This is a genomic window from Streptomyces rugosispiralis (assembly GCF_024505145.1).
Lineage (GTDB): Bacteria > Actinomycetota > Actinomycetes > Streptomycetales > Streptomycetaceae > Streptomyces > Streptomyces rugosispiralis.
The window spans coordinates 1-15,446 of record NZ_JANIAA010000002.1 but is presented as its reverse complement, the minus strand read 5'-3'; the positions used below and the strand labels follow the sequence as shown (position 1 = coordinate 15,446).

Below are 15,446 nucleotides of genomic sequence, written 5' to 3'. Positions count from 1 at the left end.
GCTCACAGCCGGTCGGCGAGAAAGCGTCCGATAACGGCCGCGTGGCGGGCGTCGGTCATCAGATCTCCGTGATTCGAGTCTACGGGGCAGATCTCGATCGACCCGCCTATCAGGGGTTGCCACAAGTTGACATTCAGCAGGGTTTCCCGCTCGGCGGGTTTCCGGTCCGCGGACACGAAAAGCATGTCCCCGTCGAAGAACTGGGGCACGTAAGACCGCATGATTCGGACATTGTTCACGTAGACGTCCTTGAGGGCCAGCACGTCCTGGGCCTCGAGGTGGTCGAGGTGAGCCATGGGGTGATTTCCCGCTTGCAGGAACTCCCGGAAGCGCAGCAGAACCCGCTCCTGGTCTGCTATGAGCTCGGCCATGTCGAAGGTGAACCCCATGGCCCGCAGATTGTTCGCGACGACCTCGTGCTCCACCGGCTCCGAGTGGTCGCTGTGCTCCCCCGGCGGATAGGAGTCGAGCACCGCGAGCATCCCGACCTCCTCGCCCTCCGCTCGCAGCCGGACCGCCAGGGCCTGCGCGGTCAGCCCACCGAAGGACCAGCCGGCGAGCCGGTAGGGGCCGTGCGGCTGCACGGAGCGGATCCGGGCGGCGTAGTCCTCGACCATCTCCTCCATGGACGCCGGGAGCGGTCCGGCGCCGTCGAGGCCGCGGGCCTGGACGCCGTAGACCGGTACCTCGGCGCCGAGGTGGCGGACCAGTCCCGAGTAGCACCAGCTGAAGCCGCCTCCCGGGTGCAGGAAGAACAGCGGCGCGGCCGTACCGCGGGCGCGCAGGGGCAGCAGTGTCCCCGTCGAGTCGCGGTCCTCCGCGGCCGCCTCGCCCGTCAGCAGGCGGGCGAGCGCGGCCGGTGAGGGTGCGTCGAAGACCGCGCGCACCGGCAGGTCGCCGCCCATCTCGTCGCGGATCCGGCCGACCAGCCGGGCGGCGAGGAAGGAGTGACCGCCGAGGTCGAAGAACTCGTCTTCGGTTCCGACCTCCGCCACGCCCAGGACCTCGGCGAACAGGGCGCACAGCGCACGCTCCTCGGGCGTCCTCGGCACACCGGGGGCGGTACCGGTCCGGTACTCGGGGGCCGGCAGCGCGGCCCGGTCGAGCTTGCCGTTGGGCGTCAGGGGCAGCGCGTCCAGGGTGACGAACGCGGCGGGCACCATATGGTCGGGCAGGTGCCGGGCGGCGTGTTCGCGCAACCGGCGCGCCTCGGGCTCCCCGCCGTGCGCCCCGACCACGTAACCGACCAGGCGCCGGTCCCCCGGCCGGTCCTCCCGCACCACCACGGCCGCCCGCGCCACCTCCGGGGCGGCGGTGAGGACCGCCTCGATCTCACCCGGTTCGATGCGGAACCCACGGACCTTGACCTGGGTGTCGGTGCGCCCCAGGTAGGTGAGCTGTCCGGCGCGGGTGAGCCGGGCGAGGTCGCCGGTGCGGTACATCCGGGCGCCCGGCGGACCGTAGGGATCGGCGACGAACCGCTCCGCGGTGCGGTCGGCGCGGGCGATGTAGCCACGGGCCAGGGCGGCTCCGGTGATGTACAGCTCTCCGGGGGCGCCCGGCGGCACCGGGTTCAGCCAGGGGTCGAGCAGCCGCACGGCGGTGTTGTCGACGGGCCGCCCGATGGGGGCGGGGCCGGGCGTCCAGGTGTCGGGATCCGCCGGGAGCGGGCAGGCCGTCACCACATGGGTCTCGGCGGGCCCGTAGTGGTTGTGCAGCCGCCGGCCGGGGCGGTCGGCGCAGAACGTGCGGATGGCGCCGTGCGGGGTGAGCGCCTCACCGGCCTGCACCAGGTCGGTGAGGCGCGGCAGTTGAAGCCCCTGGGCGGTGGCGGCCTCGCATACGGCGTCGATGACCAGGTTGGGCGCGTACAGCTCCTGGACGCCCGTGTCGTGCAGCCACCGCGCCAGGCGGGCCGGGTCACGGCGGACGTCCTCGGGGCAGACCACGAGGGTCTTGCCGTGCAGCAGGGCGGAGAGGATCTCCTGAACGGAGACGTCGAAGCTGACCGCGGTGAACTGGGCCACCCGGGTGCCCGGTCCGCCCGGCAGTTGCGCCTGGTGCCAGTCCAGGAGGTTGGCGAGGGCGCCCGCGGGCATCACCACGCCCTTGGGGCGCCCGGTCGAACCCGAGGTGTAGATGACGTACGCCGGGTGCGCGGGGTCGAGCGGCCTGACGCGCTCGTCGTCGGTGACATCGGTCGCGGGGTACGCGGCGAGCGCTTCGGCGGCCTGCCGGTCGTCGATCACGAACGTACGGCCGGCGAGCGCTTCCGGAAGTGCCCCGGCCAGTTCGCGGGTGGTCAGCACGAGGGCGGGGCGGGCGTCCTCGAGCATGAACGCGACGCGTCCGGCCGGGTACTCGGGGTCGACGGGCAGATACCCGGCGCCGGCCTTGAGAACCGCCGTGAGGGCGGTGACCAGGTCGGCCGACCGGGGCATGGCGACCGCGACGAGGTCCTCGGGGCCCACCCCGCGGTCGATGAGCAGCCGTGCGAGGCGGTTGGCGCGCACGTTCAGCTCCGAGTAGCCGACCGCGCCGGCCGTGGTTTCCACGGCCACGCCGTGCGGGCCGCGGGCGACGGCCGCCTCGAACCGCTCGGGCAGTGAGACGTCCGGGGCGGGGCGGACCGCGCCGTGCCCGCCGCTCAGCACCGTGGCCCGTTCGCCCTCGTCGAGGAGCGGCACCTCGCCGAGCCTCGCCTGCGGGTTCGCGGTCATGGCCGTCAGCAGCCGCAGGAGCCGCGCGACGAGCCGCTCCGCCGTGTCGCGTTCGAAGAGGTCGGTGCTGAATTCGAGACCCGCGTTCAGCCCGTCCACACTGCCGTCGGGGGCGTGCCGCTCGGCGAAGGACAGCAGCAGATCGAATTTGGCGGTACCGGTGTCCGAGTCCAGTCGCTCGACGGCGAGGCCCGGTGCCCCCACGCCGTCCTCGGGGGCCGCCGCGTCCGCCGCCTGCCGCCGCTCGGTGTTGTTGAAGGTGAGCATCGTCTGGAACACCGGGTGCCGGGACTGTGAGCGCTTGGGGTTGAGCACCTCCACAAGCCGCTCGAACGGCAGGTCCTGATGGGCGTACGCCGCCAGGTCCGTGTCCCGGACGCGGGCGATCAGCTCACGGAAGGTGGGGTTGCCCGAGGTGTCGGTGCGCAGCACCAGCGTGTTGACGAAGAAGCCGACGAGATCGTCCAGGGCGTCGTCGGTGCGGCCGGCCACCGGGGTGCCCAGCGGGATGTCGGTGCCCGCCCCGAGCCGGGTGAGCAGCGCGGCGACCGCGGCCTGGACCACCATGAAGGGGCTGGCCTTGGTGGCACGCGCCAGGGAGCGGATCCGCTCGTACAGCGGTCCTGGCACCTGGTAGGGGACGCGTTCGCCGCGATGGGCGGAGGTGGCGGGGCGCGGCCGGTCGGCGGGCAGCGCGAGTTCGTCCGGCAGTCCGGCCAGGGCCTGCTCCCAGTAGCCGAGCTGACGCGAGATCAGGCTGTTCTCGTCGTCCTCGGAGCCGAGCACCTCGTGCTGCCACAGGCTGTAGTCGGCGTAGCTCACGGGCAGCGGCCGCCAGGCGGGGGCGACACCGTCGCGCCGTGCGGCGTAGGCGGAGACGATGTCGCGGGCGAGCAGCGGCACCGACCAGCCGTCGCCCGCGATGTGGTGGACCAGGAGCAGCAGTACGTGTTCCCGCTCACCGGTCTCGAACAGCCAGACGCGCAGCGGGAGTTCATCGGTCAGCTCGAAGGCGTACCCCGCGGCGGCGGCGATCTCCCGCTCCAGGCGATCCGGGGCTGTGTCGGGGACGACGGTCAGCGCGGGCCTGGCTTCCGGGCCGTCCAGCACGACCTGGTACGGGCCTTCGGTGTCCTCGGCGAAGACCGTGCGCAGCGACTCGTGGCGCTCCGCGACGTCCATGAGGGCGTCCCGCAGCGCCGTGCGGTCCAGATCGCCGGTGAGCCTCAGCGCGAAGGGGATGTTGTACGTCGGGGAGGGGCCCTCGAAGCGGTGCAGGAACCACAGCCGGCGCTGGGCGAAGGAGGCGGGGACGCGCTCGGGGCGCGGCTCGGCGGGCAGCAGCGCCGGCCGGGCCGACCCGGCCGTGTCGAGGGCGCGGGCGAGCCCGGCCACGGTCGGCGTGTCGAACAGCTGCCGCACCGCCAGCTCGGCGCCGAAGACCGAACGGACGCGCCCGACGAGCCGGGTGGCGAGCAGCGAGTGTCCGCCGGCGTCGAAGAAGTCGTCGTCGATGCCGACCGACGGCAGACCGAGGACCTCCGCGAAGAGGCCGCACAGGATCTCCTCCTGGGGGCTGCGCGGGGCACGGCGCGCTCCGGTGGCGGCGGCGGGACCGGTGTCGGGCGCGGGCAGGGCCTTGCGGTCCACCTTGCCGTTGGCGGTCAGCGGCAGCGCGTCGAGGACGACGAACGCGGCGGGCACCATGTAGTCGGGGAGTTCGGCGGCGAGGTGCGCCCGCAGGTCCTCCGGGGCGGGGGTGGTGCCGCGCTCGGCGACCAGGTGGGCCACGAGGCGTTTGTCGCCGGGCCGCGGCTCCTGCACGGTGACGACGGTCTGGGCGACGTCGGGGTGGCCGCCCAGCCGTGCCTCGATCTCGCCGAGCTCGATGCGGAAGCCGCGCAGCTTCACCTGTTCGTCCGCGCGCCCGAGGTATTCGAGGACGCCCTCGGAGTTCCAGCGCACCAGGTCGCCGGTGCGGTACATGCGGGCGCCGGGCGGGCCGTACGGGTCGGCGACGAAGCGTTCCGCGGTGATCCCGGGGCGCCGCCAGTAGCCGCGTGCCAGGCCCGCTCCGGCGATGTGCAGCTCGCCCGCGGTGCCGGGCGGCACCGGGCGCAGCCCCGTGTCCAGGACCATCAGCCGGGTGTTGTCCAGGGGGCCGCCGATGGGGACGGAGGCGGGGACCTCCTGCCCCCGGGGAAGCCGGTGCCGCACCGCGAACGTGGTCGTCTCGGTGGGCCCGTACACGTCGACGACGGTCGTGTCGGGGCAGGCGCGCATCACCCGGCGGACGGACGCGGCGGGGACCGCCTCCCCTCCGGTCCACACCTCGTGGAGGCCCGCGAAGTGTTCGGGCGCCTCGTCGGCGACGAGCTGGAAGAGACCGGTGGTCAGGAACATCCCGGTGATCTCATGCTCGACGAGCAGCTTGCCGAGCAGGTCGGCGTCGAGATCGCCGGGCGGGGCGACGACGGCGGTGCCCCCGGCCAGCAGCGGCACCCACATCTCGTAGGTGGAGGCGTCGAATGCGTGCGGCGAGTGGATCAGGACCCGGGTGTGGGCGCCGCCGGTGAACGAGCGGTCATGGGCGAGTTCGAGCACATGGCGGTGGGTGGCGGCGACGCCCTTGGGGGTTCCGGTGGAGCCGGAGGTGTGGCAGATGTAGGCGATCTGGTCGGCGTGGACGCGCGGCAGCGGCTCCCCCGGCGCGGGATCGGGCTCCACGGCGCCGTCGTCCACGACGACCGAGGGGAGGCCCAGGTCCGCGGCGCGGCCGGCGTTCGCCCGGTCGGTCAGGACCAGGGAGACACCGGCGAGGCCGGTGAGCCGACGCAGCCGGTCGGCCGGGTCGCGCTCGCGCAGCGGCACGTACGCGCCGCCCGCCTTGAGGACTCCCAGCGCGGACACGACGACGTTCGCCGAGCGCTCCATGAGCAGCGCCACCGGGGTCTCCGAAGCCACTCCGAGCCGGGTCAGGCGGCGCGCCACCGCTTCGGATCGGGCGTCGAGCGCGGCGTAGTCGAGCGCGTCGGCGCCGGTGCGGACGGCGATGGCGTGCGGGGTGCGGGCGGCCTGGGCGCGGAACGCCTCCGGCAGGCTGAGGTCCGGGACGTCGGTGTCCGCGCCGCGGCCGTACGCGGACACGGCCCGATGTTCGTCCCGGGAGAGCAGTTCGAGCCGGCCGACGGGCCGCGGCGGGTCGGTGGCGACCGCGGTGAGGACGCGCGCCACCCGGTCCAGGACGGCGCGGGCCGACGCCTCGGGGATCAGATCGGGCTGGTGGTCCAGGCGCAGCCGCAGCCGGCCGCCGCGGCCGACCGCGACGAGCGCCAGCGGATAGTGGGCGGCGTCGCGGTTGCGGGCGCCGACGACGGTCAGGCCGCCGGCCCCGCCGGGCTTGTCGTTCCCGGCCGCGAGATCCACGGGGTAGTTCTCGAACACCATCGTGGTGTCGAAGAGTTCACCGGCTCCGGCGAGCCGCCGCACCTCGGCGAGGTCGATCTGCTGATGGGCCTGGAGCCGGGTCTGCTCGTCCTGGACTCGGCGCACCATGTCCACCAGCGGCTCGTCGGGGCGCAGCCGTACCCGGACGGGCAGGGTGTTGATGAACAGGCCCACCATCGTCTCGACCCCGGCCAGTTCGGGCGGCCGCCCGGAGACGGTGGCCCCGAACACCACGTCGTCGCGGCCGGTCAGCCCGCCGAGTACGACCGCCCAGGCGCCCTGTACCAGCGAGTTGAGGGTCAGCGCACGCTCCCGGGCGAGGGTCGCGAGCGCTTCGTGGACGGCGGGTTCGAGCTCGGCGTCCAGGCGTCCCGGCACGACCGCGGGCCGGTCGCCGGCCCGGGGCGCGACCAGCGTGGGGCCGTCGAGTCCGGCCATCGCCGCGCGCCACGCGGCCACCGCGGCGTCCCGGTCCTGGTCGGCGAGCCAGCGCAGATAGTCCCGGAAGGGCCGGACCCGTGGCAGCCCGCCGTCGTCGCCCCGGGACGCGTACAGCGCCAGCAGTTCGCGCAGCAGCATCGGGCGCGACCACCCGTCCAGCAGGATGTGGTGGTTGGTCAGGACGAAGCGGTGCCGGCCCGCGCCGAGCCGCAGCAGGGTGAACCGCATCAGCGGTGGCTTGCCGAGGTCGAAACGGCGCCGCCGGTCCGCCTCCAGCACCCGGTCCGCCGCCGCGGTGCGCTCGTCCTCGGACAGCGCGGCGAGGTCGAATTCCTCCCAGGGAAGGGTCACCTCATGCGGAATGAACTGAACGGGCCGCCGCAGCCCCGCGTAGCGGAAACCCGCGCGCAGATTGGCGTGGCGCCGCAGCAGGGTGCGGCACGCGGCGCGCAGCGCCTCCGGGTCGAGGTCGCCCTCCAGGTCCATGGTGTCCTGCACGACATAGACGTCCGGCGCCGCCTCGTCGTAGACGCTGTGGAAGAGCAAGCCCTCCTGCAGCGGGGCCAGCGGCAGGATGTCCTGTAATCCGGGCTGCGTCGCCATCACATGGTCCTCCAGTCGTCTTCCAGCAACTCGATCTCGTCCTGGCTCAGCAGGCTCAGGGAAACGTCCGAGACGGTGAGCCCGCCCGCGTCGGGGCGCTCCGCGTGCTCGGTGAGGGCCGTGAGGGCCTGGAACCACAGGTCCGCCAGCGTGCCGACCTCGGCCCGGTCGAGGATGCCCTCCGCCCAGGTCCAGGTCGCGGCCAGTTCGGGTCCGCGCGGGCCGTCGTCGGTGCGGGCGTTGAGCTCCAGGGGGTGGGCGAGCGGCACCCGGGGGTCGGTGCCGCCGATACCGGCGGCACTGGTGAGCACGGTCCAGTCCGGGACCGTGGTGCTGCCCGCCTCCTCGGCGTCCGCGACCGTGAAGCGTCCCAGGTAGTTGAACGCCACCTGCGGCTCGGGCAGGCCGGTGAACCCGGGTGCGGTGCTCGCGTTGAGATACCGGACCAGGCCGTAGCCCATGCCCTTGTCGGGCACGGCCCGCACCTGCTCCTTGATCCGCTTGACGGCCTCCCCCGCGGCCGGGCCCCCCGCGAACGCGTCGGTGAGGTCCGCGGCGCCCGGGTCGATCCGTACGGGATAGAGGCTGGTGAACCAGCCCACGGTGCGGGACAGGTCCACGGCACCCACGAGGTCCTCCTCGCGCCCGTGGCCCTCCAGGTCGAGGAGCACCCCGGCCGTCCGGCCGTCCGCGCCCCAGGCGCCCCGGCCGCCGCGCCAGCGGGCCCACGCCAGGGCGAACGCCGTCAGCAGCACGTCGTTGACCTCCGCGGTGAACACCGACGGCACGCGGGTGAGCAGCTTCTCGGTGACCGCGACCGGCAGCTTGACCGTCAGATGCGCCGCGCTCCCGTACGTGTCCCCGGCCGGGTCCAGTGGCCGTCGGCCCAGGAGCGGGTCCCCCGGCCGCAGCACCTCCTGCCACCAGGCGGCCTCCGCCGCCCGCGCGGGCCTTGCCGCCGCCTCCGTCAGACGCCGCGCCCAGCGGCGCAACGAGGTGCCCACGGGCTGGAGTTCCGGCTCCCGCCCGGCGCTCACGGCCCGGTACGCCTCGGCCAGGTCGGGTACGAGGATGCGCCAGGACACCCCGTCGACCACCAGGTGGTGGACGAGGACGAGCAGCAGCCCCGGTGCGTCCGCGCCGCGGTCGAACCAGACCACCTGGACGAGCCGTCCCGCGTCCAGGTCGAGACGCTCCCGTGCGGCCTCGGTCTCCCGCCGTACGAGATCCCGCTGGGCCGGCTCCTCGAGCCCGGCGGCGGCCACGCGGCGGACCAGGGACGCGGCGTCGACCGCGCCCGGCCGGCGTATCTCCAGCCGCCGTTCGGGGGCGGCGGTGAGCCGGGCCCGCAGGGCGCCGTGGTGGTCGAGCACCGACTGCACCGCGGACCGCAGCTGCTCCTGGCGGAGGGCCGCGGGCACCTGGATGAGCCGCGACTGGTTGAACTGGTCGGCCGGGCCGCCCCGTTCGAGGAACCAGCGCACGATCGGCGTCAGTGGTACGTCACCGACGTCCGCCCCCGGCTCCTCCGCGGCCACGCGGACGGTTTCCGTGGCGATGTCGGCGAGCGCGGCGACCGTGCGGTGCTCGAAGACGTCGCGCACCGCGAGTTCGAGTCCGGCCCGCCGGGCGCGGCTGACGAGCTGGATGGACATGATGCTGTCGCCGCCGAGGTCGAAGAAGCCGTCGTCGATGCCGACCCCGTCCAGCCCCAGCACGTCGGAGAACAGCGCGCACAGCGTCTTCTCCCGCTCGGTGCGCGGACCCCGCCGGTCCGTCTCCGGGCTCCCGCCGTACACGGGCGCGGGCAGGGCGCGCCGGTCGAGCTTCCCGTTCACGGTGAGCGGGAGCGCGTCCAGCGTGACCACGGCCGACGGCACCATGTGCTCGGGCAGGGCGGTGGCGAGGTGGGCGCGCAGCGCGTCGGGCTCGGGGACGGACTCGGCGCCGGCGGCCGGCACGGCATAGGCCACGAGGCGTTTGTCGCCGGGCCGATCCTCGCGCAGGATCACCGCGGCCCCGGCCACCGAGGCGTGCGTCTCGAGCGCCGCCTCGATCTCGCCGAGCTCGATACGGAAGCCGCGCAGCTTGACCTGGTCGTCCACGCGGCCGTGGTACTCCAGGCGCCCGTCCGCCAATCGGCGTCCGGTGTCCCCGGTACGGTACATGCGGCCCTCGCCGAACGGGTTCGCCACGAAACGCTGTGCGGTGAGCCCGGGGCGGCCGAGATAGCCGCGGGCCAGACCGGCTCCGACGACGTACAGCTCCCCGGCCACGCCCCTGGGGACCGGCCGGAGCCGCTCGTCCAGCACGTACACGGCGAGATCGGGGATGGGTTCGCCGATCACCGAGCCGGACGAGGCGGCGACGACGGCCTCGTCGAGCGCGACATGGGTGACGTGCACGGTGGTCTCCGTGATGCCGTACATGTTCACCAGGGACGGGGCGTCATCAGGGTGCCGGGCGTACCAGTCGGCCAGCCGGCCCAGCTCCAGCGCCTCGCCGCCGAAGACGACATGGCGCAGGCGAAGCCGAGCGGAGGTCTCGGGGTTGTCCCGGTCGGCCGCCATGAGCTGGTAGAAGGCCGATGGGGTCTGGTTCAGCACGGTGACCCGCTCGTCCGCCAGCAGCTTCAGGAAGCGGTCCGGGGTCCGGCTGGTCTCGTAGGAGACGACGACCAGGCGTCCGCCGTGCAGCAGCGGTCCCCACAGTTCCCAGACGGAGAAGTCGAAGGCGTAGGAGTGGAAGAGCGTCCATACGTCGTCGGGGCCGAAGCCGAACCAGTGATCGGTCGAGTCCATCAGGCGTATCGCGTTGCCGTGCGGCACCTCGACGCCCTTGGGCCGCCCGGTGGATCCCGAGGTATAGATGACATACGCGGTGTCCAGGGGCGAGAGTGCCACGTCCGGATCGGCCGCGTGGCACCGCTCCGATTCGGCGAGCACATCGGGCGTCACGGTGAGGATCGGCCGCGCGTCGTCGAGCACGTACGCGATGCGGTCGGCCGGGTAGGCCGGGTCGATGGGCACGTACGCCGCGCCCGACTTGAGTACGCCGAGCACCGCGACGACCAGTTCCTCGGTGCGGGGCATGCTCAGCGCCACATACCGCCGCGGGCCCGCTCCCCGCTCGCGCAGCAGATGGGCCAGCCGGTTCGCCCGCGCGTTCACTTCGGAGTAGGTGAGGGACGTGGTCTCGTAGGTCACCGCGATCGCGTCCGGAGTGTCCGCCACCTGCCGCTCGAACCTGGACACGATCGTGTCGCCGGAGGTCTGGCCGGAGGTCTCGTCGGAGGTCTGGCCAGAGGTCTCGTCGGAGGCGGAGGTGACGCCGGAGGCGGAGGTGTGCCGTGGCGGCACGGTCAGCTCGCGCCGCTCGGCCGGGTCGAGGATCTGGAGGTCCTGTATCCGGACGGCCGGGTCGGCGGCCACCTGATCCAGCACGCGGACGAAGCGGTCGGCGATGCTCCGCGCGGTGGCCCGGTCGAACAGGTCCGTGCTGAAGTCCAGCGCGCAGCCCAGCCCGGCCCCGGTGGTCCCGGCCGCCTCGGCGATCTCGAAGGAGAGGTCGAACTTCGCCGAGGGCGCCCCGAGCGGTCGCCCGGTGACGGTGAGGCCCGTCCGCGCGGTGAGGGGGCGAGCGGCGTTGTTCAGGTTGAGGACGGTCTGGAAGAGCGGGTGCCGGGCCAGCGACCGCTCCGGGTTGACCACCTCGACCAGCCGCTCGAAGGGCAGGTCCTGGTGTGCGTACGCCTCCAGGTCCCGGGCCCGGACGCGTTCGACCAGTTCGGTGAAGGTGGGGTTGCCGGAGGTGTCGGTGCGCAGCACCAGCGTGTTGACGAAGAACCCGACGAGGTCGTCCAGCGCGTCGTCGGTACGGCCCGCGACCGGTGTGCCGATGGGGATGTCGCTGCCCGCCCCGAGCCGGGTCAGCAGGGTCGCCAGGGCCGCCTGGAGGACCATGTACAGACTCGCGCGATGCTCACCGGCGACCCGCACCAGCCGCTCGTACAGGCCCGGCGGCAGCTCGAACCCGACCCGGTCGCCCCGGTAGGAGGCGGCGGCCGGCCGTGGCCGGTCGAAGGGCAGGGCCAGCTCCTCCGGGAGCCCTTCCAGCACCCGGGTCCAGTAGTCGAGCTGGCGCGCGATCTCGCTGCCCGAGTCGGACTCGTCGCCGAGGAGGTCACGCTGCCAGAGGCTGTAGTCCGCGTACTGCACCGGCAACGGCTCCCAGACGGGGGCACGGCCGGTCGTCACGCGCGCCGCGTAGGCCTCCGTCAGGTCACGGACCAGGAGACCGCGCGACCAGGCGTCGCCGGCGATGTGGTGGGTGAGCAGGAGCAGCGCGGAGCGGTCGGCCCCTCCGGCGCGGGGCAGGTCACGGGGCAGGTCATCAGGCGGGGCAGCGGGCAGCGAACCGGACGGGCCACCGGACAGCTCGCCGGGCAGGCGGAACAGCGAGGCGCGGATCGGAATCTCGGTGGTCAGGTCGAAGGCGTACGCGGCGGCGCCGCGCATCAGCCGGTCGACGGACGCCTCGTCGGCCACCTGCTCCACGGACAGCGGCACCGGTGCCTGCTCCGGCGCGAGAACCACCTGATAGGCACCGCCGCCGCCCGCGTCGTCCGCGAAGACCGTGCGCAGGCTCTCGTGGCGGGCGACCACATCGGCCAGGGCCCGACGCAGCGCGTCCTCGTCCAGCGGGCCTGTCAGGTCGAGGGAGATGACCATGTTGTAGGCGTCGCTCGGCCCCTCCAGGTGCTGGAGGAACCACAGGCGTTGCTGGGCGTGGGACAGCGGCACCCTGGCGGGTCGCGTCGTACGCGCCACTCGCCCTCGTACCGCGGCGGACTCGTCGAGCGCCGTGGCGAGCTCGGCCACGGTGGGCGCCTCGAAGACGCGGCGTACGGCCAGTTCGGCGTCCAGGACGGTACGGATCCGGCTGACCAGCTTGGTCGCCAGCAGGGAGTGGCCGCCGAGATGGAAGAAGTCGTCATCGATGGTGACCGACTCCACGCCGAGGACCTCGGCGAACAGACCGCACAGGATCTCCTCGCGCGGCGAACGCGGGGCCCGGCCACCCGTACCCTCCGGGCCGTAGTCGGGCGCGGGCAGGGCACGCCGGTCCAGCTTCCCGTTCGCCGTCAGCGGGAACGCCGCCAGCGTCACGAACGCGGACGGCACCATGTAGCCGGGCAGTTGCGCGGCCACGTGCTCACGCAGGGCCGGGGACTCCGGGCCGCCCGCCACGGATGGGATGACATAGGCGACGAGCCGCTTGTCTCCGGGCCGATCCTCACGGACGAGAACGGCGGCCTGGGCCACCTGCTCATGCCCGGCCAGCACCGTCTCGATCTCGCCCAGCTCGATCCGGAAGCCCCGCAGCTTGACCTGGTCATCGACCCGGGAGAGATACTCCAGTTCACCATCGGCGGTCCACCGCACCAGGTCACCCGTGCGATACATCCGCCCACCGCCGGTGCGGTCGAACGGATCGGCCACGAAGCGTTCAGCGGTCAGTCCCGAGCGTCCGTGGTAGCCGCGGACCACACCCTCGCCCGCGATGTACAGCTCACCCGGCACACCGGCCGGGACCGGCCGCAACCCGCCGTCCAGGACATACACCTGGGTGTTGGCGATCGGCCGCCCGATACGGGGCGCACGCGCGGTGTCCGGGGTGACCGACCAGGCTGTCGACCAGATCGTGGTCTCGGTGGGACCGTACATGTTCGTCACCGACTCGGCCCGCTCGGCCAATGCCACCGCCAGATCGGCGGGCAGAGCCTCGCCACCCACCAGCACCCGCACACCGCTCAGCGCCGCCGGGGCCTCGGCCAGCACCGCCCGCCACAGACTCGGTGTCGCCTGCATCACCGAAATCCGCTCGTTGGTCACGAGCGCGCACAGCGCCGCAGGATCCCGCACCACATCCCGCTCCGCCACCACCACCGCCGCACCGCCGAGCATCGGTACGAACAGTTCCAGGCCCGCGATGTCGAACCCGACCGTGGTGACGGCCAGCAACCGGTCCGCCCCGGTGAGCTGGAACCGCTCGGCCATCGCCACCACGAAATTCGCCAGCGGCCCCTGCGGCACCACCACACCCTTCGGCCGGCCCGTCGAACCCGACGTATAGATCACATACGCCGCATGCGACAGCGCGGGAGGAGCGGTCCGCCGCTGCCCCGCCGTCCGGGCGAGCTCCTCGGCGGTCCCGGGCGCGTCCAGCAGCACGTGTGGGATGTCCACGTCGGGCAGCACGGACGCCAACTCGCTTGTGGTCAGGACGAGTTCGGGCCCGGCGTCCTGAAGCATGTAGGCGAGCCGGTCGGCCGGGTACTCGGTGTCCAACGGCAAGTACGCCGCCCCGGCCTTCCACACCGCCAGCAGCGCCACCAGCAGATCCACCGACCTGGGCAACGCCACCGCGACGAACGCCTCGGGCCGCACCCCACGGTCGGCCATCAGCCGCGCGAGACGATCGGCCCGAGCGTCCAGCTCGCCATAGGACAGGGACACCCCGCCGGCAGCCACCGCCACCGCATCCGGCGTCCGCGCCACCCGCTCCTCGAACAACTCCACCACCGACCGACCCGGCACCTCACACACCGTGTCGTTCCAACCCCACAACACCGACCGCGCCTCAACCTCGTCCAGCAGGTCGATGCGGTCGAGCGGGGCGTCCGGGGCATCGACCATGCCCTGCAACACACGCAGGTACCGGCTACCGAGCGTTTCGACCGTGTCCCGGTCGAACAGGTCGGTGCTGTACTCCAGCACTCCTCGCAGCCCGTCGGCTTGGTGCGGCTGCTCGGTGAAGGTGAAGGACAGGTCGAACTTGCCCACGCCGGTGTCAGCCGCCACCGGCGACACGGTGAGGTCAGGGATATCGGCCACGGCTTGGTCGGTGGCCGCCGTGTCGGTGTTGTTGAAGGCCAGGAGCACCTGGAAGAGCGGGTGACGGGCGAGCGAGCGCTCCGGGTTGAGCACCTCCACCAGCCGCTCGAACGGCAGGTCCTGATGGGCGTAGGCGGCCAGGTTCCGCGTACGGACGCGCTCGATCAGCGCGCGGGCCGTGGGACGTCCTGATGTGTCGGTGCGCAGCACCAGCGTGTTGATGAAGACGCCGACCAGATCGTCGAGCGAGGTGTCGGTGCGGCCGGCGATCGGCGTGCCGATGGGGATGTCCGTACCCGCGCCGAGCCGGGTCAGCAGCGCCGCGAGCCCCGCTTGGACCACCATGAACGGACTCGACTGCGTGGCCCGTGCGAGCGCGACCACCTTGTCGTAGAGCGGGGCCGGAATCTCGAACGGAATGCGGTCGCCGCGGTAGGAGGCCACGGACGGCCGCGGCCGGTCGTACGGCAACTCCAGCTGATCCGGAAGACCCGCCAGCGCGGAGGTCCAGTAGCCGAGCTGACGCGATATCTCACTGTCGGGGTCGGACTCGTCACCGAGGATATCGCGCTGCCAGAGGCTGTAGTCCGCGTACTGGACCGGCAGCGGCTCCCGGACGGGGGCACGGCCGGTGGTGGCACGGGTGGCGTACGCCGCCGTCAGGTCTCGTGCCAGCGGAGCGCGTGACCACGCGTCGCTCACGATGTGGTGCAGGACCAGCAGGAGAAGGTGTTCGTCGCCGCCGTCGAGGGCGAACAGCGTTGCCCTCAGCGGCAGTTCCCCGGAATCCGCCGACAGGTCGAAGCCACGACGCGCGGCCTCGCGCAGCTCCCGTTCGACGTTGGCCCGGTCCGTCTCCACCGTCGTCCACTCCGGCTCGGCGTCGCCCGGCGCACGAACGACCTGATAGGCCCCGTCGGTGTCCTCGGTGAAGACGGTGCGCAGGCTCTCATGGCGTGCGACCACATCACCCAGCGCCAGGCGCAGCGCCTCCTGGTCCAGATGACCGGTCAGCCTGAGCGCGATCGGAACGTTGTAGGTGGCACTGGGGCCCTCGAACTGGTTGAGGAACCACAGCCGTTGCTGGGCATAGGAGAGAGGGATACGGTCCGGACGCGGATCGGCCACGGCCACACCACGGCGAACGGCGTCGGTCGCCAGGGCGGTGGAGATGCCCGCGACGGTGGGCGTCTCGAAGAGCTGCCGGATGGGCAGCTCCGCGTCCATGACACTACGGATCCTGCTGACCAGCCTCGTCGCCAGCAGGGAGTGACCGCCGAGGCGGAAGAAGTCGTCATCGATGGTGACCGACTCCACGCCCAGCACCTCGGCGAACAGC

Annotated in this window: 2 protein-coding genes; both read right to left on the bottom strand. The window is 72.9% G+C overall.

Translation table 11 applies throughout. From position 1 onward, the window contains the following. Positions 1-2 precede the first annotated feature (2 nt). Positions 3-7,211 (bottom strand): amino acid adenylation domain-containing protein, encoded by a 7,209-nt coding sequence (locus tag NP777_RS04090; RefSeq protein WP_256648646.1) that lies wholly within the window; start codon positions 7,209-7,211, stop codon positions 3-5. After that, on the bottom strand, positions 7,211-15,446 hold an 8,236-nt coding region (locus tag NP777_RS04085), incomplete at its 5' end, for an amino acid adenylation domain-containing protein (protein ID WP_449343543.1). The genes NP777_RS04090 and NP777_RS04085, both read right to left, overlap by 1 nt.

What these genes read in the sequence shown, in the direction of transcription:
- NP777_RS04090 (WP_256648646.1), bottom strand. Translation starts at nt 7,211, where the DNA reads ATGGCGACGCAGCCCGGATTACAGGACATCCTGCCGCTGGCCCCGCTG.